Source organism: Clostridium tarantellae (assembly GCF_009295725.1).
In the GTDB taxonomy this organism is placed as follows: domain Bacteria; phylum Bacillota; class Clostridia; order Clostridiales; family Clostridiaceae; genus Sarcina; species Sarcina tarantellae.
The window spans coordinates 1-21976 of the sequence record NZ_WHJC01000022.1 but is presented as its reverse complement, the minus strand read 5'-3'; the positions used below and the strand labels follow the sequence as shown (position 1 = coordinate 21976).

Annotated in this window: 38 protein-coding genes and 1 pseudogene; 1 reads left to right on the top strand and 38 read right to left on the bottom strand. The window is 31.9% G+C overall.

Annotated features, from left to right (window positions below):
* Positions 1-224: 224 nt before the first annotated feature.
* The 38 genes from rpsI to rpsJ all read right to left on the bottom strand — a co-directional run bounded on the left by rpsI (position 225) and on the right by rpsJ (position 20503).
* Entirely contained in the window at positions 225-617 is a 393-nt protein-coding gene (rpsI, locus tag GBZ86_RS03515) for a 30S ribosomal protein S9 (RefSeq protein WP_152887785.1), read from the bottom strand.
* A 26-nt stretch (positions 618-643) separates the two neighbouring features.
* Positions 644-1078: a 50S ribosomal protein L13 gene (gene rplM / locus GBZ86_RS03510; protein WP_152887783.1), complete on the bottom strand. Its 435-nt coding sequence runs from the start codon at positions 1076-1078 to the stop codon at positions 644-646.
* Between the two features lie 155 nt (positions 1079-1233).
* Positions 1234-1968, bottom strand: coding sequence for a tRNA pseudouridine(38-40) synthase TruA (truA, locus tag GBZ86_RS03505; RefSeq protein WP_152887781.1), 735 nt, complete (start codon positions 1966-1968; stop codon positions 1234-1236).
* Positions 1969-1985: 17 nt separating this feature from the next.
* Positions 1986-2792, bottom strand: a complete 807-nt coding sequence (locus tag GBZ86_RS03500; protein ID WP_152887779.1) for an energy-coupling factor transporter transmembrane component T family protein — start codon at positions 2790-2792, stop codon at positions 1986-1988.
* Positions 2793-2813: 21 nt separating this feature from the next.
* Positions 2814-3674: an energy-coupling factor transporter ATPase gene (locus GBZ86_RS03495; RefSeq protein ID WP_152887777.1), complete on the bottom strand. Its 861-nt coding sequence runs from the start codon at positions 3672-3674 to the stop codon at positions 2814-2816.
* Complete coding sequence (locus GBZ86_RS03490; RefSeq protein ID WP_327443915.1) at positions 3659-4516, bottom strand: energy-coupling factor transporter ATPase; 858 nt, start codon at positions 4514-4516, stop codon at positions 3659-3661. The genes GBZ86_RS03495 and GBZ86_RS03490 overlap by 16 nt, the downstream gene beginning before the upstream one ends.
* Before the next feature lie 202 nt (positions 4517-4718).
* Positions 4719-5060 carry a 50S ribosomal protein L17 gene (gene rplQ / locus GBZ86_RS03485; protein WP_152887773.1) on the bottom strand — a complete coding sequence of 114 codons (342 nt, stop codon included), beginning with the start codon at positions 5058-5060 and terminating at the stop codon, positions 4719-4721.
* 16 nt (positions 5061-5076) lie between these two features.
* Positions 5077-6024, bottom strand: a complete 948-nt coding sequence (locus GBZ86_RS03480; RefSeq protein ID WP_152887772.1) for a DNA-directed RNA polymerase subunit alpha — start codon at positions 6022-6024, stop codon at positions 5077-5079.
* A gap of 84 nt (positions 6025-6108) precedes the next feature.
* Positions 6109-6729, bottom strand: coding sequence for a 30S ribosomal protein S4 (rpsD, locus tag GBZ86_RS03475; RefSeq protein WP_152887770.1), 621 nt, complete (start codon positions 6727-6729; stop codon positions 6109-6111).
* A gap of 23 nt (positions 6730-6752) precedes the next feature.
* Positions 6753-7148: a 30S ribosomal protein S11 gene (gene rpsK, locus GBZ86_RS03470; protein WP_152887768.1), complete on the bottom strand. Its 396-nt coding sequence runs from the start codon at positions 7146-7148 to the stop codon at positions 6753-6755.
* A 16-nt stretch (positions 7149-7164) separates the two neighbouring features.
* The gene (rpsM, locus tag GBZ86_RS03465; protein ID WP_152887766.1) at positions 7165-7530 is read right to left on the bottom strand and encodes a 30S ribosomal protein S13; all 366 of its coding nucleotides are present in this window, start codon (positions 7528-7530) and stop codon (positions 7165-7167) included.
* A gap of 225 nt (positions 7531-7755) precedes the next feature.
* A complete protein-coding gene (gene rpmJ, locus GBZ86_RS03460) occupies positions 7756-7869 on the bottom strand; it encodes a 50S ribosomal protein L36 (protein WP_025434559.1) in 114 nt (37 codons plus the stop codon).
* A gap of 12 nt (positions 7870-7881) precedes the next feature.
* A complete protein-coding gene (gene infA / locus GBZ86_RS03455) occupies positions 7882-8100 on the bottom strand; it encodes a translation initiation factor IF-1 (RefSeq protein WP_152887764.1) in 219 nt (72 codons plus the stop codon).
* Positions 8101-8107: 7 nt separating this feature from the next.
* Positions 8108-8389, bottom strand: coding sequence for a KOW domain-containing RNA-binding protein (locus GBZ86_RS03450; protein WP_152887762.1), 282 nt, complete (start codon positions 8387-8389; stop codon positions 8108-8110).
* Positions 8390-8473: 84 nt separating this feature from the next.
* On the bottom strand, positions 8474-9223 hold the full coding sequence (gene map, locus GBZ86_RS03445; RefSeq protein ID WP_152887760.1) for a type I methionyl aminopeptidase: 750 nt from the start codon (positions 9221-9223) through the stop codon (positions 8474-8476).
* Complete coding sequence (locus tag GBZ86_RS03440) at positions 9223-9873, bottom strand: adenylate kinase (RefSeq protein WP_327443871.1); 651 nt, start codon at positions 9871-9873, stop codon at positions 9223-9225. The genes map and GBZ86_RS03440 overlap by 1 nt, the downstream gene beginning before the upstream one ends.
* A gap of 31 nt (positions 9874-9904) precedes the next feature.
* Positions 9905-11182 (bottom strand): preprotein translocase subunit SecY, encoded by a 1278-nt coding sequence (gene secY, locus GBZ86_RS03435; RefSeq protein WP_152887758.1) that lies wholly within the window; start codon positions 11180-11182, stop codon positions 9905-9907.
* A 2-nt stretch (positions 11183-11184) separates the two neighbouring features.
* Complete coding sequence (gene rplO, locus GBZ86_RS03430; RefSeq protein ID WP_152887756.1) at positions 11185-11625, bottom strand: 50S ribosomal protein L15; 441 nt, start codon at positions 11623-11625, stop codon at positions 11185-11187.
* A 22-nt stretch (positions 11626-11647) separates the two neighbouring features.
* Entirely contained in the window at positions 11648-11827 is a 180-nt protein-coding gene (gene rpmD, locus GBZ86_RS03425) for a 50S ribosomal protein L30 (RefSeq protein WP_327443913.1), read from the bottom strand.
* 5 nt (positions 11828-11832) lie between these two features.
* The gene (gene rpsE / locus GBZ86_RS03420) at positions 11833-12330 is read right to left on the bottom strand and encodes a 30S ribosomal protein S5 (RefSeq protein ID WP_152887752.1); all 498 of its coding nucleotides are present in this window, start codon (positions 12328-12330) and stop codon (positions 11833-11835) included.
* Between the two features lie 19 nt (positions 12331-12349).
* A complete protein-coding gene (gene rplR / locus GBZ86_RS03415) occupies positions 12350-12709 on the bottom strand; it encodes a 50S ribosomal protein L18 (RefSeq protein WP_152887750.1) in 360 nt (119 codons plus the stop codon).
* Positions 12710-12727: 18 nt separating this feature from the next.
* Positions 12728-13270 (bottom strand): 50S ribosomal protein L6, encoded by a 543-nt coding sequence (gene rplF, locus GBZ86_RS03410; RefSeq protein WP_152887748.1) that lies wholly within the window; start codon positions 13268-13270, stop codon positions 12728-12730.
* An 87-nt stretch (positions 13271-13357) separates the two neighbouring features.
* Positions 13358-13756, bottom strand: a complete 399-nt coding sequence (rpsH, locus tag GBZ86_RS03405; RefSeq protein ID WP_152887746.1) for a 30S ribosomal protein S8 — start codon at positions 13754-13756, stop codon at positions 13358-13360.
* A 32-nt stretch (positions 13757-13788) separates the two neighbouring features.
* A complete protein-coding gene (locus GBZ86_RS03400) occupies positions 13789-13974 on the bottom strand; it encodes a type Z 30S ribosomal protein S14 (RefSeq protein WP_152887744.1) in 186 nt (61 codons plus the stop codon).
* Positions 13975-13991: 17 nt separating this feature from the next.
* The gene (gene rplE / locus GBZ86_RS03395; protein ID WP_152887742.1) at positions 13992-14534 is read right to left on the bottom strand and encodes a 50S ribosomal protein L5; all 543 of its coding nucleotides are present in this window, start codon (positions 14532-14534) and stop codon (positions 13992-13994) included.
* Between the two features lie 22 nt (positions 14535-14556).
* Positions 14557-14871: a 50S ribosomal protein L24 gene (gene rplX, locus GBZ86_RS03390; protein ID WP_152887740.1), complete on the bottom strand. Its 315-nt coding sequence runs from the start codon at positions 14869-14871 to the stop codon at positions 14557-14559.
* A 23-nt stretch (positions 14872-14894) separates the two neighbouring features.
* A complete protein-coding gene (gene rplN, locus GBZ86_RS03385) occupies positions 14895-15263 on the bottom strand; it encodes a 50S ribosomal protein L14 (RefSeq protein ID WP_128211282.1) in 369 nt (122 codons plus the stop codon).
* Between the two features lie 30 nt (positions 15264-15293).
* Positions 15294-15548, bottom strand: a complete 255-nt coding sequence (rpsQ, locus tag GBZ86_RS03380; RefSeq protein ID WP_327443861.1) for a 30S ribosomal protein S17 — start codon at positions 15546-15548, stop codon at positions 15294-15296.
* 22 nt (positions 15549-15570) lie between these two features.
* A complete protein-coding gene (gene rpmC, locus GBZ86_RS03375) occupies positions 15571-15780 on the bottom strand; it encodes a 50S ribosomal protein L29 (RefSeq protein WP_152887739.1) in 210 nt (69 codons plus the stop codon).
* On the bottom strand, positions 15780-16214 hold the full coding sequence (rplP, locus tag GBZ86_RS03370) for a 50S ribosomal protein L16 (protein WP_152887737.1): 435 nt from the start codon (positions 16212-16214) through the stop codon (positions 15780-15782). Before rplP ends, rpmC begins: the two co-directional genes overlap by 1 nt.
* 28 nt (positions 16215-16242) lie before the next feature.
* Entirely contained in the window at positions 16243-16908 is a 666-nt protein-coding gene (gene rpsC, locus GBZ86_RS03365; protein WP_327443859.1) for a 30S ribosomal protein S3, read from the bottom strand.
* A 20-nt stretch (positions 16909-16928) separates the two neighbouring features.
* On the bottom strand, positions 16929-17264 hold the full coding sequence (rplV, locus tag GBZ86_RS03360) for a 50S ribosomal protein L22 (protein ID WP_152887735.1): 336 nt from the start codon (positions 17262-17264) through the stop codon (positions 16929-16931).
* A gap of 28 nt (positions 17265-17292) precedes the next feature.
* Complete coding sequence (rpsS, locus tag GBZ86_RS03355; protein WP_327443856.1) at positions 17293-17574, bottom strand: 30S ribosomal protein S19; 282 nt, start codon at positions 17572-17574, stop codon at positions 17293-17295.
* Between the two features lie 75 nt (positions 17575-17649).
* On the bottom strand, positions 17650-18483 hold the full coding sequence (gene rplB, locus GBZ86_RS03350) for a 50S ribosomal protein L2 (RefSeq protein WP_152887733.1): 834 nt from the start codon (positions 18481-18483) through the stop codon (positions 17650-17652).
* Positions 18484-18540: 57 nt separating this feature from the next.
* Complete coding sequence (gene rplW, locus GBZ86_RS03345; RefSeq protein ID WP_152887731.1) at positions 18541-18834, bottom strand: 50S ribosomal protein L23; 294 nt, start codon at positions 18832-18834, stop codon at positions 18541-18543.
* Positions 18834-19454 carry a 50S ribosomal protein L4 gene (gene rplD, locus GBZ86_RS03340; protein ID WP_152887729.1) on the bottom strand — a complete coding sequence of 207 codons (621 nt, stop codon included), beginning with the start codon at positions 19452-19454 and terminating at the stop codon, positions 18834-18836. Before rplD ends, rplW begins: the two co-directional genes overlap by 1 nt.
* 24 nt (positions 19455-19478) lie before the next feature.
* Positions 19479-20108, bottom strand: coding sequence for a 50S ribosomal protein L3 (gene rplC, locus GBZ86_RS03335; RefSeq protein ID WP_152887727.1), 630 nt, complete (start codon positions 20106-20108; stop codon positions 19479-19481).
* A gap of 86 nt (positions 20109-20194) precedes the next feature.
* Positions 20195-20503 carry a 30S ribosomal protein S10 gene (gene rpsJ, locus GBZ86_RS03330; protein WP_152887726.1) on the bottom strand — a complete coding sequence of 103 codons (309 nt, stop codon included), beginning with the start codon at positions 20501-20503 and terminating at the stop codon, positions 20195-20197.
* Positions 20504-20892: 389 nt separating this feature from the next.
* Here rpsJ and GBZ86_RS03325 point away from each other — a divergent pair.
* Positions 20893-21778, top strand: a pseudogene (locus GBZ86_RS03325) (IS982 family transposase); the annotation flags it as partial.
* Positions 21779-21976 lie beyond the last annotated feature (198 nt).

Sequence of the window (21976 nt, the reverse complement as noted above, 5' to 3'; positions counted from 1 at the left end):
GTTATGATTTTGATAGTCCATGGTGATTATCCCCCGTGTTTTGTATTTTGTTTTGCGATTAAATCATAACACAGGTTAATCCACTATGGATTTTTTATTTAGTTCAATTTCATTTTACAATTAAGCTTTATTTTTATACTTTAATTAAAACTTTAAAAACTATAAAAATATTATATACAAAAAAAAGAGAGATAAAATATCTCTCTTCATTGAAATCCACAACATTATCTCTTTGAGAACTGTGGAGATCTTCTTGCTTTTTTAAGACCGTATTTCTTTCTTTCTTTCATTCTTGGGTCTCTAGTTAAGAATCCAGCTTTCTTTAATTCTGGTCTTAAATTCTCATCAGCTTTTAATAAAGCTCTTGATATTCCGTGTCTGATAGCTCCAGCTTGACCTGTTAATCCACCACCATGAACGTTAACTAAAACATCGAATTTATCTTTTGTTCCAGTTAATACTAGTGGTTGGTTAACTATAACTCTTAAAGTTTCTAAACCGAAGTATGATTCTATTTCTCTTTTATTTACTACAACTTTACCTTCACCTGGTACAAGTCTTACTCTTGCAACTGATTTTTTTCTTCTTCCAGTTCCCATGTATTGAACTTTTGCCATTTGAAATTCCTCCTCCCGAGCCTATATTAGTATCTTAACTCAAGTATTTCTGGATTTTGAGCTGAATGATCATGCTCAGCACCTCTATATACTTTTAATTTCTTTAACATTTTTCTTCCTAAAACACCAGTTGGAAGCATTCTTCTAACTGACTCTTCGAAAGCAAATTCAGGTTTTTTAGCTAAAACTTCTCTGTATGGAGTCTCTTTTAATCCACCTGGATATAAGCTATGCTTTCTCATTAACTTTTGGTCTAATTTCTTACCAGTTAAAACAACTTTCTCAGCGTTTATAACTATAACGAAATCTCCACAGTCAACATTTGGAGTAAATGTTGGCTTGTTCTTTCCTCTTAATATTGAAGCAACTTGGCTAGCAACTCTTCCTAGTGGCTTTCCAGCAGCATCAACAACATACCATTTTCTTTCAACTTCTTGTGCTTTTGCAATGTATGATTTCATCGTTTTCCCTCCCTAGAATATTTCAATTAGGTTTCATTAAATGTCCTTAAATTTATGTCAAGATTCTAACCATCATGAATCTTATACATTTCTCTCTTACAAACAAATATCATTATAATACACGCTTACGGGCGTGTCAATACATTTATATATATTTAATAAAAAACTTTTTCTAAGCATAATCCCATTGCTGGTACACATTTTCCGGCATTTTCTCTTATTCCATCCTCAATAATCTTTTTTATATCTTGCGGCTCTATTTTTTTAGTACCTACCATTAATAAAGTACCCACTATTATTCTAACCATATTATATAAAAATCCATTTGCTGAAATATATATCTTAACCTTATCTTTATAAGCTTCTATATATAAATCTGTAATTGTTCTAACTGATGTCTTTACTGAGCTTCCTGTACTTTTAAAAGCTTTAAAATCATGAGTTCCTATAAAATACTTACAAGCATCTTGCATTAAATTGATATCTAATTTTTCCTTTACATGGTATACAAAATTTCTTTCTATTGCAGGTGATTGTAATCTATTTAAAATAGTATAACAATATGTTTTTCCTTCACATGAATATCTAGCATGAAAATCTTCTCTTACTTCTTCAGAATACATTATTGTTATATCTTTAGGTAATTTTGAATTTATTGCTTCTCTAAATTTTTCTGCTGGTATTTTAGAATTAGTTTTAAAATTAGCTACAAAAGCTTTAGCATGAACACCTGAATCTGTTCTACTACTACCTATAATTTCTATATCTTCTTTTATAACCTTGCTTATAGCACTTTCTATTCTTTCTTGAATAGTATCTTCTTTTTTTTGTTTTTGCCATCCACAATAATTTGTACCATCATATTCAATAACAATTTTTATATTTCTCATTTATATCATCCTTTTAGTTAAATAAACCTAATTATTAAACTAGCTACAAATAATAAAGTAAATATTCCATATGATATAAAATCATATTTACTATACTTTAAACATTTCATTCTAGTTCTTCCATTTCCACCTCTATAGCACCTAGCTTCCATGGCCATAGCTAATTCATCAGCTCTTCTAAAAGAACTAATAAACAAAGGCACTAATAAAGGAATTAAGCTTTTAGCTTTTTCAATTATATTTCCTGATTCAAAATCAGCTCCTCTAGCTTTTTGAGCTTTCATTATTTTATCAGTTTCATCTATTAAAGTAGGAATAAATCTTAATGCTATTGTCATCATCATAGCTAACTCATGTGCTGGAACTCCTATAACCTTAAATGGTGATAATAAATTTTCTATACCATCTGTTAATTCTATAGGTGATGTAGTTAAAGTTAATAAAGATGTTCCAATAATCAAAAATACTAATCTTAATGCCATAAATATTGCTGTTCTAACGCCTTCACTATAAATATAGAAAAATTTCCAATGCCATAATAATGTATCTGATGTTCCTTTTATCATAAATATATTTAAAGCTGCAGTTATAATAATTAAAATGAATACTGGTTTTAACCCTTTATATATATACCTTAAAGGAACTTTAGATATATATATGCTTCCCCCTATAAATGCTAATATAAATAAATATCCATAAAATTTATTTATAATAAACAATGTTATAACAAATAAAAATGAAATTATTATTTTTGTTCTTGGATCTAACTTATGAATAAACGAATTTCCTGGAACATATTGACCTATAGTTATATCTTTTAACATAATTTTATATCCCCTTCTAAGTTATGTAATATTACTATTTAAAACTTTTAATATAGCTTCTTTTGCTTGTTCAACAGTAAATATTTCTTCTGATATATTAAAGCCTTTCTTATTTAATTCTCTAACTAAATAAGTTACTTGTGGTGCCGCTAACCCAATTTCCTCTAATATATTAATTTCTTTAAATACATTAGCAACACTACCATCTAATATTATTTTACCTTTATTCATAACTATTACTCTATCAGCTATTTTTGCAACATCTTCCATACTATGACTTACCATAATTATAGTCATATTATAATCTTTATGTAATTTTTTAATTTGTGATAATATATCATCTCTTCCTTTAGGATCTAATCCCGCTGTTGGTTCATCTAAGATTAATACTTTAGGCTCCATAGCTACAACACCTGCTATAGCTACACGTCTTTTTTGTCCTCCACTTAAATCAAAAGGCGATTTATTTCTGTAGATTTCATAATCTAATCCAACCATATCCATTGCTCTTTTTACTCTTTTCGTTATCTCTTCTTGGGATAATCCTAAATTCTTTGGTCCAAATTCAATGTCCTTTTCAATTGTTTCTTCAAATAATTGATATTCTGGATATTGAAAGACTAAGCCTATTTTTTTTCTTATCTCATTTAATTTTATTCCTTTATCATATATATTTACCCCATCAACAATTATATTACCTGAAGTAGCCTTTAATAATCCATTTAAATGTTGAATTAATGTTGACTTACCTGAACCCGTATGCCCTATTAATACAATAAATTCACCATTTTTAAATTCACAATTAATATTATCTAAAGCAATTTTTTCAAAAGGAGTCTTTGGCATATAAATATGACTTAAATTTTCTACTTTAATTGACATAACGCACTCACCATCTCATCTATATTTAAAATTTCTGTTGATATATCTATTCCTAATTTATTTAATTCATATGATAACTCAGTTACTTGTGGTACATCTAAACCTATTTTTTTCAAAGTTTCTACTTGTGAAAAAATTTTTCTCGGAATTCCTTCCATTATTATTTTTCCTTTATCCATTACTATTACTCTATCTGCTTGTGCTGCTTCATCCATATAATGAGTAATTAATATTATTGTAATTCCAAATTTTTTATTAACTTGTTTTATAGTCTTTATTACTTCTTTTCTACCTGATGGATCTAACATAGCTGTTGGCTCATCTAAAATTATGCACTTTGGTCTCATAGCTAAAATTCCTGCAATAGCAATTCTTTGCTTCTGACCACCTGATAATAAATGTGGTGCATGATTTCTATATTCATACATTCCTACACTTTTTAAACTATCATCAACTCTTTTCCTAATTTCAATAGGGTCAATTCCCAAATTTTCTGGACCAAATGCTACATCTTCTTCTACAATTGTAGCTACTAATTGATTATCTGGATTTTGAAAAACCATACCTGCTGAACTTCTTATATTCCATATATTCTCTTCATTTGAAGTATCAAGATCATTAACAAAAACCTTTCCATCACTTGGCAATAACAATGCATTCATATGCTTTGCTATTGTTGATTTTCCCGAACCATTATGTCCTAATATTACAACGAATTCACCTTTATTAATTTCCATATTTACATTATCAATAGCTATTTTCTCTAATTTCTTATCTTTTTCTTCTTCATAAGTTGTATATTTAAATAATAAATCCTCACATCTTATCATATTACTCATAATAATTCCTCCATTATAAAAGAGTTATATCTCAACATTAAGCAAATATATGTAAAACAACTAATAATATAAATCAAAAGCTCTAAAAGTTGTAATAATTTATCTACTTATAAAATAATACTATTATAAGTTTTATTTTGTAAATAGACAAAATATATAAATATAATAAAACGGGGACTAAGTTTAACTTAATCCCCTAAAAGTATTATACTAATTCAAGTATAACAACTTCTGCTCCGTCACCTCTTCTTGGACCTACTTTATACATTCTAGTATATCCACCATTTCTCTCAGCGTACTTTGGAGCTACGTTATCAAATAAATTTTTAACTACTTCTTCTTCTGTTACAAAAGCTAAAACCTGTCTTCTAGCATGTAAATCTCCTCTTTTAGCAAGAGTAATCATTTTCTCTGCAAGACTTCTAGTTTCCTTAGCTCTTGTTTCAGTTGTCTCTATTTTACCATGCTTTAAGAAACTTGTAACAAGGTTTCTTAACATAGCTTTTCTTTGATCAGTAGGACGACCTAACTTACGATATCCTGCCATGGCTTTACCTCCTTACCTACTCTTCATTTAGTCTTAAATTTAAGCCTAACTCAGTTAATTTTCTCTCAACTTCTTCAAGAGATTTTTTCCCAAGATTTCTAACTTTCATCATATCATCCATACTCTTAGCTGCAAGCTCTTGTACGGTATTGATACCAGCTCTTTTTAAACAGTTATACGATCTAACTGATAGGTCAAGCTCTTCGATAGTCATTTCTAAGGCTTTTTCTTTTTTATCTTCTTCTTTTTCAATCATTATTTCAACGTCGTTTGCATTATCTGTTAAAGTCATGAAAAGTTTGAAGTGTTCTATAAGAATTTTTGCTGAAAGCGAAATTGCTTCCTCAATTTTAATAGTTCCATTAGTCCAAATTTCTATAGTAAGTTTATCATAGTCAGTAATTTGACCAACTCTTGTATTTTCAACTGTAAAGTTTACTTTTTTAACAGGAGTATATATAGAATCTATAGCTATTGCTGATAATGGAAGTTCTTCAGTTTTGTTCTTATTTTGAGAAACATAACCTCTTCCTCTATTAACTACTATTTCCATATATAACTTACCATTTTCATCTAATGTTGCTATATGTAGATCCTTATTTATAACTTCTACATCTCCATTAGTTTTTATATCTGCACCAGTAACCAATCCTGGTCCTTGTGCATCTATATAAATAGTTTTTGGTCCTTCGCCTTCCATTGTTAATGCTAAAGCTTTTAAGTTTAAGATTATCTCTGTAACATCTTCTTTAACACCTGTAACAGTAGAAAACTCATGAAGAACTGAATCTATTTTTACTGATGTAGGCGCTACTCCTGGTAAAGAAGAAAGTAATATTCTTCTTAATGCATTACCAAGAGTAATCCCATAACCTCTTTCAAGCGGTTCTACAACAAATTTGCCGTATGTTCCGTTTTCATTTGATTCAACACATTGAATGACTGGCTTTTCTATTTCTAACATTCACAAACCCTCCTTAATATTAAAATGGCAACCTTATACCGAGGGCAACTGATCCAATCTTAAAAGTACTTTCAAGATTAATTATTATTTGCTGTATAACTCAACAATTAGAGTTTCGTTAACTGGAACGTCAATGTCCTCTCTAGTTGGTTCAGCTATAACTTTTCCTTCAAAGTTTTCTACATTTGCTGATAACCATTTTTGTAATGCTTTTGGATTCTCAACAAAAGTTTTAAACTTCTCAGTTCCTCTGCTCTTTTCACAAACAGTTATTACATCATTAATAGAAACTTTAAATGATGGAACATCTACTTTTTTACCATTTACTAAGAAATGTCCATGAGAAACTAATTGTCTAGCTTCAGTTCTTGAAGCACCGTATCCTAATCTGAATACAACGTTATCTAATCTCATTTCTAATAATCTTAATAAGTTTTCACCGGCAATTCCTTTCATTCTTTCAGCTCTTTCATAAGTGCTTCTGAATTGTCCTTCAAGAACTCCGTATATTCTCTTAGCTTTTTGCTTTTCTCTTAACTGTGTTCCGTAGTTAGAAATTTTCTTCTTGTTAGCTCCATGTTGTCCTGGTGCATAACTTCTTCTAACAAACGCACATTTATCTGTAAAGCATCTATCCCCTTTAAGGAATAATTTCATACCTTCTCTTCTACATAATCTGCATGTAGCGCCAGTATATCTTGCCATTAATTACACCTCCTGTTACGTTACTAAACTCTTCTTCTTTTTGGTGGTCTACATCCATTGTGTGGAATTGGAGTTACATCTTTAATTAAAGTAACTTCTAATCCAGCTGCTTGTAAGCTTCTGATTGCTGCTTCTCTACCAGCACCAGGGCCTTTAACATAAACCTCAACGCTTTTTAATCCGTGTTCCATAGCTGCTTTAGCTGCTGTTTCAGCTGCCATTTGAGCTGCAAATGGTGTGCTTTTTCTTGAACCTTTAAATCCAAGTCCACCAGCACTTGCCCAAGATAATGCATTACCTTTAGCATCAGTTAAAGTAACTATTGAGTTATTAAAAGTTGATTGGATGTGTGCTGCTCCATGCTCAACATTTTTTCTTTCTTTTCTTCTTCTAGTCTTTTTAACTTTTTGAGCTGCCATTGTCTTCCCTCCTTAACTATTTCTTCTTGTTAGCTATTGTCTTCTTAGGACCTTTTCTAGTTCTAGCATTAGTCTTAGTTTTTTGTCCTCTTACTGGAAGACCTTTTCTATGTCTTATTCCTCTATAGCAACCAATTTCAATAAGTCTCTTTATGTTAAGAGCTACTTCTCTTCTTAAGTCACCTTCAACAATCATTTCTTTTATTATATTTCTGATTGCATTAACTTCTTCTTCAGTAAGATCCTTTACTCTTGTATCAGGATTAATTCCTGTTTCTTTAAGAATCTTCTGTGATGTAGGTAATCCTATACCATATATATAAGTTAGACCTATTTCAACTCTTTTTTCTCTTGGTAGGTCAATACCTGCTATTCTTGCCATTAAATTTACACCTCCTGGTAATTGAAATGTACTTAATCGTAAATCAATGTTTTACTTAAAGTTTTATATTTTAAAATTTTAGGCCAGTAGATTTTCCACTGCAGCCGCACCCAAAATTTACTTACATTATTAATTAAATGCCTATATAATAATATTTTAGTTTTGTGTAAAAGTCAATAAGAATTCACACCCAATTGACTAAATTATTATATTATATTGCGCCTATTAGCCTTGTTTTTGTTTGTGCTTAGGATTTTCACAGATTACCATTACTCTTCCTTTTCTTTTTATAATTTTGCACTTTTCGCAAATAGGCTTAACTGATGGTCTTACTTTCATCGCTAACCCTCCTTATTTTGCTCTCCAAGTAATTCTACCTCTTGTAAGATCATATGGAGATAACTCCACAGTTACTTTATCTCCTGGTAAAATTCTTATGAAGTTCATTCTTAACTTTCCTGAAATATGAGCTAATATTGTATGCCCACTTTCTAATTCTACTTGAAACATTGCATTAGGTAACGATTCTAAAACCGTTCCTTGCATTTCTATTATATCATCTTTTGACATAAGGTAATCAAACCTCCTTGATAGTGCCATTAAGTTTTATAAATTTTTTAATTTTTAAATCTATATTTTTATTTTGTGATAATATTGATAATTTTATATCATCACTTATCACATCAGTAAGCAATAAATGCTTTAATTTTTTCTTTTTTGGCATGTTATGTGTTTTATTATAACCATTAGCAACAAGAACATAATTTTTATCAACTATATTAACAATTAAATATAGAGAATCCTTATCTCTTCCTGCTTTAGAAATAACTAATCTGCCAATTAAGTTATTGTTTTGCAACTTATTCACCTCAAGGTTACCTTAGTCATAAATTTACTTTACCATAAGTAAAGGATAATTTATAACTAAGCAACACATATTAAACTATTTAACAAGTGTTAATATTTCGGGACCATTTGGTAAAATTGCAACTGTATTTTCATAATGTGCAGAATATAATTTATCTGCTGTTACTACTGTCCAATTGTCCTCTAATGTTTTTACATGGTAAGTTCCTGTATTAACCATTGGTTCTATCGCTAAAACCATTCCTGACATTAGCTTTGGACCTCTACCTGGCCTACCGAAATTAGGTACTTCTGGATCTTCATGTACTTTTCTTCCGATTCCATGTCCCACATAGTCTCTAACTACTGAAAATCCATTAGCTTCAACATATTGTTGTATTTCATGAGAAATATCTGTTAATCTATTACCTACCTGTGCTTTTTCAATACCTTTAAAAAAACACTCTTCAGTAACTTTTATAAGCTTTGCGGCATCTTCACTAACATTTCCTACTGCATATGTTCTTGCAGCATCACCATGAAAGCCATTTAGAAAAACTCCACAGTCAACTGAAACTATATCGCCTTCTTTTAATTTATACTTTCCTGGTATTCCATGTACAACTTGCTCATTAACAGATATGCATAATGAAGCAGGAAAACCATATAATCCTTTAAAGGATGGCTTAGCTCCATGCTTAGTTATAAATTCTTCAGCTATTCTATCTAATTCCGCAGTAGTAATACCAGGTCTTACTTTCTCCTCAAGCAGATTCAAGGTTTCACCAAGAATTCTTCCTGCTTTCCTCATTAGGTCGATTTCAATTTCATTTTTGAGAATTATCATTACTCATCGCTCCCTAATATTTTACAGATACTTTCAAAGACCTCGTTTATTGCTTTAGTTCCATCTACTACCGAAAGCTTATTTATATTATTATAAAAATCAATTAGTGGCTGTGTCTGTTTTTCGTATACATCTAATCTTTCTGATACGGTCTCTTCAGTATCATCTTTTCTTTGTATAACATCTGATCCACAAACATCACATTTTGTTGATATTGTTGGCGGATTAAACTTCACATGATAACTAGCTCCACATGAAGGACAGACTCTTCTTCCTGTCATTCTTTCAAGTATAAAATTCATAGGAACTTCTATAAGAAGTGCTGTATCTAAACTCTCACTTCTACTTGTAAGAAATTCTTGAAGTGCCTCTGCTTGATGAACTGTTCTAGGAAAACCATCTAATAGATATCCATTTTTACAGTCATCTTGTTGAAGTCTATCTTTAACCATGTTAATAGTAACTTCATCAGGAACCAATTGACCATTATCCATATAACTCTTAGCCTCCATACCTAAAGGAGTATTTTCTGAAATATTCTTTCTGAAAATATCTCCTGTAGATATATGAGGTATAGAATATCTATTACTAATGGATTTTGCCTGTGTTCCTTTTCCTGCTCCAGGAGGACCTAATAAAACTATCTTCACGGGCATCATCTCCATATTTTTCATTATATTGTTACTTCAAAAATCCTTGGTAGTGTCTCACTGTAAGTTGAGACTCTAATTGTCTCATTACTTCTAATGAAACTGATACTAAAATTAATACTGAAGTACCTCCAAATTGAATTCCTTCAAAAGGAGTATAATTAGCCATTATAATAGGAAGTATTGCTATTATTGCAGCAAATATACCTCCAATAAATGAAACTTTATTTAAAACTTTCTCTAAATAAATTTCAGTATCTTTTCCCGGTCTTATTCCAGGAATAAAACTTGCTGATTTATGCATATTTTCAGCCATCTCATCTGGTTTAAACGTTATTTGAGTATAAAACCAAGTAAAGAATATAGTAAGAATTGCATAAATCACAGGATACATCCATGTTTTAGAATTAAATGGACTCATTGGATTACTTATAATCCATTGAGACAATGTAGCATTTGGGAAAAATTGTGCTATAGTTATAGGAAAACTCATAACTGACATAGCAAAAATTATTGATATAACAGTTGATCCTATAATACTTAAAGGTATATGTGATGATTGACCTTTAAATACTTTATTCCCTACAGCTCTTCCAGCATACTGAACATGAATTCTCCTTTCTGCTAAAGATAAGTAAATAACTGATGCAATAAGCGCTATTATAAATATTACAAATAACGCAATTTCTACTATATTTACTGTACCATTTTTACCTAATACGTAAATTTGGTAACCTGTTATTGGTAACCCTGAAATAATATTAGCAAATATTATTAAAGATGTTCCATTACCAATACCTTTAACAGTCATTTGATCACCTAACCACATTAAGAAGGTAGAACCTACTACTAAAGTTAGGATTATCAAAAATACGTTTATTGCAGATGTATCTTTTAATGCTCCAGCATTAAGTATAAGTACATAACTACCATAGGCAGTTATTGCTCCAATTAGTACAGAAGCATATTTAGTGACTTTTTGGATTTTCTTTCTTCCATCATCACCTTCTTTAGATAATTGCTCTAAACGTGGAATTGCAACTGTTAATAATTGCATTATAATTGACGCATTAATATATGGCACAACTCCTAAAGCTAAGATACTAAATCTACTTAAAGAACCACCAGATATCAAATCATAGAAGCCTATTAAGCCTCCCTGTTGCGTCATAGCTTTTATAGCTTGTGTGTCAACTCCAGGAACAGGAATGTAACTTCCCATCCTGAAAATTGCAACTAATAACAAAGTCCATAATATCTTTTTTCTTAGATCTTGAACCTTCCAGGCATTACGTAGGGTTGATAGCATGATTAATTCACCTCAACTTTTCCTCCAGCTGCAACTATTTTTTCAGCTGCTTGCTTTGATAACTTGCAACCTTTGATAGTTAAGTTCTTTTCAATGTTACCATTTCCTAAGATCTTAACTCCATCCATTAGTTTACTTATTACTCTTGTTTCAAGTAATAATTCTGGAGTAACTTCTGTTCCGTTCTCAAACTTATTTAATCTATCTAAATTTATTGTTACAAAACTCTTTGCAAATGGATTAGTAAATCCTCTCTTAGGAAGTCTTCTGTATAAAGGCATTTGACCTCCCTCGAAGCCTGGTCTTACTCCACCACCTGATCTAGCGTTTTGACCTTTTTCACCCTTACCAGCATTTCTACCTAAACCTGAACCAGTACCTCTACCAATTCTTTTAGGAGCTTTTTTGCTACCAACTGCTGGTTTTAATTCATGAAGTTTCATAGCTGACTACACCTCCTCCAAATTATACTTCTTCAACTTTTAGTAGATAATTTATTTTATTTATCATACCATTTATTTGAGGAGTTACCTCATGCTCTACCATTTTACCTATTTTTCTAAGTCCAAGGGCATGTGCAGTAGCGATATGGTCTTTTTTTCTTCCAATTAAGCTTTTAACTAATGTTACCTTTACCATCGCTATCCCTCCTAACCTAATATCTCATCAACAGATTTTCCTCTTAATTTAGCTATATCTTCAGCTGTTCTTAAGTTTGCTAATCCGTTGATTGTTGCATTAATCATGTTTCTTGGGTTATTAGAACCTAATGACTTAGCTCTAACATCCTTTACTCCTGCTAATTCAAGTACTGCTCTTGCAGGACCTCCAGCGATAACTCCTGTACCTTCTGAAGCTGGCATTATTAAAACTTTTCCAGTACCGAATCTACCATATATTTCATGCGGAACTGTAGTGCCTACCATAGCAACATGTACTAGGTTTTTCTTAGCATCTTCAATTCCTTTTCTGATTGCTTCTGGGATCTCGATTGACTTACCCATTCCAACGCCTATATGTCCGTTTTCGTCTCCAACAACAACTAAAGCGCTGAATCTGAAGTTTCTACCACCCTTAACAACCTTAGTAACTCTGTTTATATGAACAACCTTTTCTTTAAGGTCTAGTGTGCTAGGATCGATTCTCATGTGTTTCCCTCCTTATAGATTAGAATTTTAAGCCTGCTTCTCTTGCTGCGCTAGCTAAAGCTTCAACTCTTCCATGATATATGTATCCGCCTCTATCGAATACTATTTCAGTGATTCCTTTTTCTATAGCTTTCTTCGCAACAAGCTCTCCTACTAACTTAGCAGCTTCTTTATTGCTTCCTTTTGCTTCTATAGCTTTATCTAAGCTTGAAGCAGCTACTATAGTAACAGCATTAACGTCGTCTATTACTTGAGCGTATATGTTTTTTTCGCTTCTATATACAGAAAGTCTTGGTCTCTGTGGAGTTCCGAACACTTTCTTACGAACTCTTAGGTGACGCTTTTCTCTAGACTGTTTTCTGTCTGCCTTTTTGAACATAAGGTTCACTCCTTTCTATTATTTCTTACCAGTTTTACCTTCTTTTCTTCTGATCACTTCGTTTGAGTATTTAATTCCTTTACCTTTATATGGCTCTGGCTTTCTCCATGATCTTATGTCAGCAGCAACTGCTCCAACTTTTTCTTTATCTATACCTTCAACGATAACCTTTGTTGTTCCATCTAATTTGAAAGAAACTCCTTCAGTAGCTTCTACTTCAACTGGATGTGAATATCCTAAGTTCATTACAAGTTTACTTCCTTGTAATTGAGCTCTATAACCAACTCCGATTAACTCTAAAGTTTTTGAATATCCTTGGCTTACACCAACAACCATGTTGTTGATTAAAGCTCTTGTTAATCCATGAAGTGCTCTGTGTTCTTTAACATCACTTGGTCTTGTTACAACTACTTGAGCATCTTCAATAGCTATATTAATGTCTTTGTGCATAGCTTTCACTAATTCACCCTTAGGTCCTTTTACTGTAACAACATTTTCTGGTGATACAGTAACAGTTACGCCTGCAGGGATAGCTATAGGTGATCTACCTACTCTTGACATAATTGCACCTCCTGTTAATTTGGATACATAATTTTACATATATATTTCAATCTACAATCTCAATCTAAGTTAATTTAATCTAAAAAATTACCAAACGTAGCAGATTACTTCTCCACCTAAGCCTAATTTTCTAGCTTCTCTATCTACTACTAATCCTTTTGAAGTTGATACTAATGCGATTCCTAATCCATTTAATACCTTTGGCACTTCATCTTTCTTGCAGTAAACTCTTAAACCTGGCTTTGATATTCTCTTTAAACCAGTTATAACTCTTTCTTTATCTGCACCATATTTTAAAGATAATCTTAACATAGGAACTACACCATCATTGTACTCCTCTATTCCTTTAAGATATCCTTCTTGTAATAATAAATTTGAAATAGCCTTCTTAACTGTTGAAGAAGGTACTTCAACTACTTCATGTCTTACCGCGTTCGCATTTCTTATACGAGTTAGTAAGTCTGCGATAGGATCTGTCATAACCATTATATTGTGCCTCCTTTCACTATACTAGTATATTACCAGCTTGCCTTCCTACATCCAGGAATTTCACCTTTATAAGCTAATTCTCTGAAGCAGATACGGCAAATTCCGAATTTCTTTAATACAGAATGTGGTCTACCACATAATCTACATCTAGTATAAGCTCTTGTTTTAAATTTAGGTTCTTTTTTCCATTTTTCGATCATTGCCTTACGAGCCATGTGTATCCCCTCCTTAATTATTGAGCGAATGGCATTCCAAGGAATCTTAATAATTCTCTTGCTTCTTCGTCAGTGTTTGCTGTTGTTACGAAGATAATATCCATTCCTCTTACTTTATCTACTTTATCATATTCGATTTCTGGGAATATTAATTGTTCTTTAACTCCTAATGAGTAGTTTCCTCTTCCATCAAATGACTTGCTTGAAACTCCTCTAAAGTCTCTAACTCTTGGAAGAGCTATTGACATTAATTTATCAGCGAATTCATACATATTTGCTTTTCTTAATGTAACTTTACATCCTAAAGGCATGTTTTCTCTGATTTTGAAGTTAGCAACTGATTTTTTTGCTCTAGTTAAGATAGCTTTTTGACCTGCTATTATTTGTAAGTCATTAACAGCTGACTCTAAAACTTTAGCATTATCTTTAGCTTCTCCTACACCCATGTTTATAACTATCTTCTCAAGTTTAGGAACTTGCATTATATTCTTATATCCGAACTTTTCCATCATAGCTGGAACAACTTCTTTAACATATTTATCTTGAAGTCTTGTTGTCATGTAATGGACCTCCTTTCACTTCTTATAGTGTTTCTCCACACTTTTTACATACTCTTATTTTTGCACCATCTTCTAATAATTTATGGCTGATTCTTGTAGCCTTTTTACATTTTTCACAGAATAACATAACTTTTGAACTGTTTATAGCTGCTTCCATTTCAACTATTCCACCTTGCATGTTTTGTCTGTTAGGTTTTTGGTGCTTCTTAACTATATTAACTCCTTTAACTACTACTCTACCAGTCTTAGGAATTACTCTTAAAACTTCACCAGTTTTACCTTTATCTTTTCCTGATATAACTACTACTGTGTCGTTCTTTCTAACATGTACCTTCATCTTAGCCACCTCCTAATCTTGTATTATAGAACTTCTGGTGCTAATGATAATATTTTATTGAATTCCTTATCTCTTAGCTCTCTAGCAACTGGTCCAAAGATACGAGTTCCTCTTGGTTGCTTATCTTCTTTTATTATTACAGCAGCATTTTCATCAAATTTGATGTATGAACCGTCAGCTCTTCTTAAACCTCTAACTGATCTTACTATAACTGCTTTTACAACGTCACCTTTTTTAACAACTCCGCCTGGTGTTGCACTTTTAACACTAGCAACGATTATATCTCCAATGTTTCCATACTTTCTTTTAGATCCACCTAAAACTCTGATACACATAATTTCTTTTGCACCAGAATTGTCTGCAACCTTTAGTAAGGTTTGTTGTTGTATCATGTAATTAACCTCCTTTCAGACTTTAGACGATTATTTTGCTTTTTCTACGATCTCAACAAGTCTCCATCTTTTATCCTTAGATAATGGTCTAGTTTCCATGATTGAAACTCTGTCTCCGATTCTAGCTTCATTATTTTCGTCATGAGCTTTAAACTTAGTAGTTCTATTAACTGTTTTTCCGTATAATGGGTGTCTTACCTTTGTTTCAACTGCAACAACGATAGTTTTATCCATTTTATCAGAAACAACTCTACCTAATCTTTTCTTTCTTAATCCTCTTTCCACAGTTGTGACCTCCTTTCAGGGATTACTGCTCAACCTTTAACTCTTCTTCTCTAATTATAGTCTTAATTTGAGCTATAGATTTCTTTACTTCTCTTATTCTCATTGGGTTTTCTAATTGACCTGTAGCTAATTGGAATCTTAAGTTGAATAATTCAGCCTTAAGGTCATTTAGTTTAACTCTTAAATCTTGAGGATTGCTTGTTCTTAGTTCTTTTAACTCTCTAGCTTTCATTATTCTTCACCACCCATTTCCTCAAAATCTCTTCTTGTAACGAACTTAGTCTTTACAGGAAGCTTGTGTGAAGCAAGTCTCATAGCTTCTCTAGCTTTCTCCTCATCAACTCCTGATAGTTCGAATAACACTCTACCTGGTTTAACTACTGCTACCCAGTACTCTGGTGAACCTTTACCAGAACCCATTCTTGTCTCAGCTGGCTTCTCAGTAACTGGCTTATCAGGGAATATTTTTATCCAAAGCTTTCCGCCTCTTCTTATATATCTATTAATAGCTATTCTGGCAGATTCGATTTGGTTACTAGTAATCCAACCACAAGTTGTAGCTTGGATTCCGAAATCTCCGTAAGCTAGGAAATTTCCTCTAGTTGCCTTACCTTTCATTCTACCACGTTGTACCTTACGATGTTTTACTCTTTTAGGCATTAACATGACTATAGTCCTCCTTTCTTATTGCATCCTATGCGTTAACTTCTTCTTTCTCAACTTTTTTTGTTGGAAGAACTTCTCCATTGTAAACCCATACTTTAACGCCAATTTTTCCGTATGTTGTATCAGCTTCTGCGAAACCGTAGTCTATATCAGCTCTTAAAGTTTGTAGTGGAATTGTTCCTTCATGATATTGCTCAGTTCTTGCTATTTCAGCTCCACCTAATCTTCCTGAACAAGCAGTCTTAACACCTTTAGCGCCTGACTTCATAGCTCTTTGGATTGTTTGCTTCATAGCTCTTCTGAATGATATTCTCTTCTCTAATTGAGCAGCAATATTTTCAGCCATTAATTGAGCATCAGTTTCAACATTTTTAACTTCAACTATGTTTATTAAAACATTCTTTTCAGCTATTATGTTTGCTAAACTAACTTTTAATCTCTCTATTCCAGATCCACCTTTTCCAATGATAACTCCTGGTTTAGCTGTATATATATTTAACTTAACTCTTTTAGCAGCTCTTTCGATTTCTATCTTAGAGATTCCTGCTGTAAAAAGTTCTTTTTTAACGAATTCTCTTATTTTGCAATCTTCGATTAAGTTATCAGCAAAATTTTTCTTATCAGCATACCATTTTGCATCCCAACCTTTGATCACACCAACTCTTAGTCCATGAGGATGTACTTTTTGACCCACTCTGTTTCCCTCCTTACTTATTAAGCTCTTTCTTTAACAACAAGTGTTATATGACTTGTTCTTTTGTTTATTCTGAATGCTCTTCCTTGAGCATGAGGTCTGAATCTTTTTAATGTTGGTCCTTGACCTACAAATGCTTCAGAAACAAATAATCTGTTAACATCTAACTCATTATTGTTTTCAGCATTAGCAACAGCTGATTTTAAAACTTTTAAAATTACCTCAGCTGCATCTCTTGGAGTGTATTTTAAAATTGCGAAAGCTTCATTAACATTTTTTCCTCTTATTAAATCAAGAACAACTCCCACTTTTGTTGGAGACATTCTAACATACTTAGCTATAGCTCTAGCTTCCATCTAAAGTTCCTCCTTTCTGGGATTACTATTATTTTCTCTTTGATGATTTTTCGTTATAATCATGTCCTTTGTAAGTTCTTGTTAATACGAACTCACCTAATTTGTGTCCAACCATATCCTCTGATACGTAAACTGGAACGTGTTTTCTTCCATCATGAACAGCTATTGTATGGCCGATCATTTGAGGGAATATAGTTGAGCTTCTTGACCAAGTTTTAACAACTTTCTTGTCTCCACTTTGATTCATTTCTTCTATTTTATTTAAAAGACCAGCATGCACGAAAGGTCCTTTTTTAATTGATCTACTCACTAGAATTGCCTCCCTTCATAAACCTATTAGCGTTATGCAACCAAATTGTGAAGAGAATTATATATTCTCTTCAAACTATTTGTCGTTTCTTCTCTTAATGATAAATCTATCTGAGTATTTTTTATGCTTTCTAGTTTTGTATCCAAGTGCTGGTTTACCCCATGGAGTAACTGGACTTGGTCTACCTATAGGTGATCTACCTTCTCCACCACCGTGTGGGTGATCGCAAGGGTTCATTACAGAACCTCTAACTGTAGGTCTCCATCCCATATGTCTTTTTCTTCCAGCCTTACCTATGTTAACAATCTCATGAGTTGTATTTGAAACTGTACCAACAGTTGCTCTACACTCTATTCTAACATATCTCATTTCGCCTGATGGTAATCTTAATGTAGCATAGTTACCTTCTTTAGCCATTAACTGTGCTGAAGTACCTGCTGATCTTACCATTTGAGCACCTTTTCCAGCTTGTAACTCTATGTTGTGAACAACTGTACCAACTGGTATATTTCTTAATGGAAGAGCATTTCCTGCTTTTATATCAGCTTCTGGACCTGATACAATAACATCTCCAACTTTTAAACCAACAGGAGCGATTATGTATCTCTTCTCTCCGTCAGCATAAACAACAAGTGCTATATAAGCTGATCTATTTGGATCGTACTCTACTGTAGCAACTTTTGCTGGAACGCCATCCTTATTTCTCTTAAAATCAATTATTCTATATTTTCTCTTAGCTCCACCACCGTGGTGTCTAACAGTTATTTTACCTTGTGAGTTTCTACCACCAGTTTTCTTTAAAGAAACAAGAAGTGATTTTTCTGGAGCATTTGTAGTTATTTCTTCAAATGTTGGCATTGTCATTTCTCTTCTTGATGGTGTAGTTGGGTTAAACTTCTTAACTGCCATTTAAATTCCCTCCTTCTTTACGCTTATCTGGCCTTTCCGACCAATAACTGCTTAAAATTATTGCATTCCTTCGAAGAATTCGATATTGCTACCTTCAGCTAATGTAATTACAGCTTTCTTGTAGTCAGCTCTTTTTCCGATGTGAACGCCAACTCTTTTAGTTTTTCCTTCAACTCTCATAGTCTTAACATCTTCAACTTTTACATTGAAAACTTCTTCTACAGCTCTTTTAATTTGAACTTTATTAGCTGCTATATGAACTATGAAGGTGTATTTGTTCTCAGCCATAGCTGCCATACTTTTTTCAGTTATAACTGGCTTTCTGATTATATCATGGCTTGTTAATTTCATTATGCGTACACCTCCTCAATTTTGTTTATAGCATCTTTAGTTATCATAACTTTTTCAAACTTTAATAAATCATAAACATTGATATTATTAACTGGAAGTACTGATACTCCTTCAATATTTCTAGCTGATTTATAAACATTCTCGTTTGATTCAGCAGTAACTATTAATGTCTTCTTAACATCAAAAGCATTTAACATTTTAACAACTTCTTTAGTTTTTGGAGCAACAAATTCTAAGCTCTCTAAAACAATCATGTTATTATCTACAACTTTGCTTGTTAAAGCTGAAGTCATAGCAACTCTTCTCATGCTCTTTGGTATTGACATTCTATAATCTCTTGGTTTTGGTGCGAATACAACTCCACCTTTGATCCATTGAGGTGCTCTGATAGAACCTTGTCTTGCTCTACCTGTTCCTTTTTGTCTCCAAGGCTTGATTCCGCCTCCTCTTACCTCAGCTCTTGTTTTAGCTGATTGAGTTCCTTGTCTCTTATTAGCTAATTGTGCAACTACAACTTGATGTAATGCATCAGTATTAACCTCTACTGCAAATACTTGCTCGTTTAATTGGATGTCTCCAACTTTTTGTCCTTCTTTATTAAATAATCCTAATGTAGGCATTGTGCTTCCTCCTTTCTACAGAAATTAAGCCTTAACGCTGTTTCTTATAACTACTGTACCTTTATTTGGTCCTGGAATTCCACCTTTTATTAAGATGATATTTTTATCAGCCATTATTTTAACAACTTGTAAATTTAATACAGTTGTATTAGCTGCTCCCATATGACCAGGCATTTTTTTGTTCTTGAAAGTTCTTGATGGATCAGATGATGCTCCCATTGAACCTACTGCTCTATGGAACTTAGATCCGTGAGACATTGGTCCTCTTTGGAAATTCCATCTCTTAATTACGCCAGCGAATCCTTTACCTTTTGAAATTCCTGATACGTCAACTTTTTCACCTATTTCAAATATGTCAGCTTTTATTTCATCACCAACATTATAGTTAGCTATATCTTCTAATTTAAACTCTTTTAAAGTTCTTCTTAAAGATACTCCTGCCTTAGCAAAGTGACCTTTCTTAGGCTTGTTAACTAACTTTTCTCTAATCTCGCCAAATCCTACTTGTATAGCGTTGTATCCGTCAGTTTCAACTGTTTTCTTTTGAACAACAACACATGGACCAGCTTCTACTACTGTTACTGGAATAACTTTTCCGTTTTCATCGAATATTTGAGTCATTCCAACTTTTTTACCAATTATAGCTTTTTTCATGTGGTTACACCTCCCAAACGTATTAGCGGATTGCTCTGCAATCATAACAGTTCATTTTATTACTTCAATCTAAATATAAACTTTTATTATAGTTTTATTTCGATGTCAACACCTGCTGGTAAGTTTAATCTCATTAATGCATCAACAGTTTTTGGTGATGGATTAACTATATCGATTAATCTCTTATGAGTTCTTATTTCGAACTGCTCTCTAGAATCTTTGTACTTATGTACAGCTCTTAAGATTGTTATCACATCTTTTTCTGTTGGTAGTGGAACTGGTCCAACAACCTTAGCACCTGTAGATTTAGCAGTTTCAACTATTTTCTCAGCTGATTGATCTAATATTGTATGATCAAATGCTTTTAATCTTATTCTTATTTTTTGTTTTGACATTTGGTTTCCCTCCTTTTCATGTACGCTTTACTTCTAACGCACAACAGCGGATGTTCTGTAAACTGTCCCTGGTGTTTCACACTTTAAGACACTCCAAATCAGAACCCCTGTCGTTGGATTCGAGATCCTAACTACTCATCAAGAATTCCCCGGAAGTCCGGCAACCTCTTGATTCATCGCTGTTTGCTTTACAACTTCTTCATTATACTATGTATATAAACTTATTTCAAGTATTTTTTACATGGATTTTTATTTTTTATTTTAAATTTTTATACGCTAATAACAAAATTATCACTATAAATAATAATATACTATTATAATTTTTTTTCAAGAAGAATTTTATTCCTATATTATGTTGATTCTCTCACAGCATTTAAATATTTAAATATATATATCAAACAGTAATTAAATTAATAATTAAAATAGAAAATTTAAAAGACTTTTTTACAACAACTTATATTGTTATGGATGATATTTATAATAAGTTTATTGCAGATTCAATTAAATATATAAGAAATGTTAGTGATAGTAAGTTTTCTGATACTGAAATTATTACTATAAGCATAATGGGTAAAACAATGGCTATAGATTCCGAAAAGGCTTGGTTTAATTTTGTTAAAAAAAACTCCAAAGATTTATTCCCTAATATTGGAAATAGAAGCAGGTTTAATAGAACCAAAAGAAATCTATATAAAGTAATTTGTGAAATACGAAGTAAATTTTTTCTACAAACAATTTCGGTGACAAGATAGTATGCTTATCCCCGTATGTAATTTTGGTAGAGCTTATTTTAGTAAGTCATTCAAAGATATTTCATCTTATGGTTATTGTACATCTAAAAAAGAAAGTTATTTTGGTTTAAAATTACATGCATTAATTACTACCAAAGGATTTATAACAGACTTTATATTAACTGCTGCTAATATCGATAATAGAGAGACTTTATGGAAATTAACAGAGTCTTATAATGATATTAAAATCATAGGAGATAAAGTATATGTTAGTACAGAAATAGGTAAACAACTTGTATTAGAACAAAATATTTCTCTTTTAGCATTACAAAGAAAAAACAGTAAAACACAATTTCCTAAGCATATACGAAACGTCGTGTAGAAACATCATTTTCACAATTAACTGAGCAGTTTAATGCAAATAAAGTTCTAGCTAAAACTAAACTAGGATTAATGACTATGATTAGCATTAAAATTTTAGCTCATAATATCTCAATATTTAATAAACTTTTTGAGTGGAAATGAGGATAATATAGGAAAAATAAATTTAACTAGCACAATGCGTTTCTCTAATATTTGTATATTTAAATTTCTTTTCTATATAATAGATAAACCACATACAATATCTAAAGAAAAATCATCAATGAAAGTTAATTCTAACTATCTTCATCATTTTATTTCAATAATATTGTAGTAAATAATCTGACTCACGGACACTTATAATCCAATTTATGTAATTATG

Bases quoted from the DNA above. Each gene is read 5' to 3' on its own strand.
- rpsI (WP_152887785.1), bottom strand. From the start codon at position 617: ATGGCAAAAGTTCAATACATGGGAACTGGAAGAAGAAAAAAATCAGTT.
- rplM (WP_152887783.1), bottom strand. From the start codon at position 1,078: ATGAAATCATACATTGCAAAAGCACAAGAAGTTGAAAGAAAATGGTAT.
- truA (WP_152887781.1), bottom strand. From the start codon at position 1,968: ATGAGAAATATAAAAATTGTTATTGAATATGATGGTACAAATTATTGT.
- GBZ86_RS03500 (WP_152887779.1), bottom strand. From the start codon at position 2,792: ATGTTAAAAGATATAACTATAGGTCAATATGTTCCAGGAAATTCGTTT.
- GBZ86_RS03495 (WP_152887777.1), bottom strand. From the start codon at position 3,674: ATGTCAATTAAAGTAGAAAATTTAAGTCATATTTATATGCCAAAGACT.
- rplQ (WP_152887773.1), bottom strand. From the start codon at position 5,060: ATGGCAGGATATCGTAAGTTAGGTCGTCCTACTGATCAAAGAAAAGCT.
- GBZ86_RS03480 (WP_152887772.1), bottom strand. From the start codon at position 6,024: ATGTTAGAAATAGAAAAGCCAGTCATTCAATGTGTTGAATCAAATGAA.
- rpsD (WP_152887770.1), bottom strand. From the start codon at position 6,729: ATGGCAAGATATACTGGCGCTACATGCAGATTATGTAGAAGAGAAGGT.
- rpsK (WP_152887768.1), bottom strand. From the start codon at position 7,148: ATGGCAGCTCAAAAAGTTAAAAAGACTAGAAGAAGAAAAGAAAGAAAA.
- rpsM (WP_152887766.1), bottom strand. From the start codon at position 7,530: ATGGCAAGAATAGCAGGTATTGACCTACCAAGAGAAAAAAGAGTTGAA.
- rpmJ (WP_025434559.1), bottom strand. From the start codon at position 7,869: ATGAAAGTAAGACCATCAGTTAAGCCTATTTGCGAAAAGTGCAAAATT.
- infA (WP_152887764.1), bottom strand. From the start codon at position 8,100: ATGTCAAAAGATGATATAATAGAAATGCAAGGAACGGTTTTAGAATCG.
- map (WP_152887760.1), bottom strand. From the start codon at position 9,223: ATGATAATTCTCAAAAATGAAATTGAAATCGACCTAATGAGGAAAGCA.
- secY (WP_152887758.1), bottom strand. From the start codon at position 11,182: ATGCTATCAACCCTACGTAATGCCTGGAAGGTTCAAGATCTAAGAAAA.
- rplO (WP_152887756.1), bottom strand. From the start codon at position 11,625: ATGAAACTTCATGAATTAAAACCAGCAGTTGGTAGCAAAAAAGCTCCT.
- rpsE (WP_152887752.1), bottom strand. From the start codon at position 12,330: ATGAGAATCGATCCTAGCACACTAGACCTTAAAGAAAAGGTTGTTCAT.
- rplR (WP_152887750.1), bottom strand. From the start codon at position 12,709: ATGTTCAAAAAGGCAGACAGAAAACAGTCTAGAGAAAAGCGTCACCTA.
- rplF (WP_152887748.1), bottom strand. From the start codon at position 13,270: ATGTCAAGAGTAGGTAGATCACCTATAGCTATCCCTGCAGGCGTAACT.
- rpsH (WP_152887746.1), bottom strand. From the start codon at position 13,756: ATGGTTATGACAGATCCTATCGCAGACTTACTAACTCGTATAAGAAAT.
- GBZ86_RS03400 (WP_152887744.1), bottom strand. From the start codon at position 13,974: ATGGCTCGTAAGGCAATGATCGAAAAATGGAAAAAAGAACCTAAATTT.
- rplE (WP_152887742.1), bottom strand. From the start codon at position 14,534: ATGACAACAAGACTTCAAGATAAATATGTTAAAGAAGTTGTTCCAGCT.
- rplX (WP_152887740.1), bottom strand. From the start codon at position 14,871: ATGAAGGTACATGTTAGAAAGAACGACACAGTAGTAGTTATATCAGGA.
- rplN (WP_128211282.1), bottom strand. From the start codon at position 15,263: ATGATACAACAACAAACCTTACTAAAGGTTGCAGACAATTCTGGTGCA.
- rpmC (WP_152887739.1), bottom strand. From the start codon at position 15,780: ATGAAAGCTAGAGAGTTAAAAGAACTAAGAACAAGCAATCCTCAAGAT.
- rplP (WP_152887737.1), bottom strand. From the start codon at position 16,214: ATGTTAATGCCTAAAAGAGTAAAACATCGTAAGGTACAACGTGGTAGA.
- rplV (WP_152887735.1), bottom strand. From the start codon at position 17,264: ATGGAAGCTAGAGCTATAGCTAAGTATGTTAGAATGTCTCCAACAAAA.
- rplB (WP_152887733.1), bottom strand. From the start codon at position 18,483: ATGGCAGTTAAGAAGTTTAACCCAACTACACCATCAAGAAGAGAAATG.
- rplW (WP_152887731.1), bottom strand. From the start codon at position 18,834: ATGAAATTAACAAGCCATGATATAATCAGAAAGCCAGTTATAACTGAA.
- rplD (WP_152887729.1), bottom strand. From the start codon at position 19,454: ATGCCTACATTAGGATTATTTAATAAAGAAGGACAAAAAGTTGGAGAC.
- rplC (WP_152887727.1), bottom strand. From the start codon at position 20,108: ATGAAAAAAGCTATAATTGGTAAAAAAGTTGGAATGACTCAAATATTC.
- rpsJ (WP_152887726.1), bottom strand. From the start codon at position 20,503: ATGTCAAAACAAAAAATAAGAATAAGATTAAAAGCATTTGATCATACA.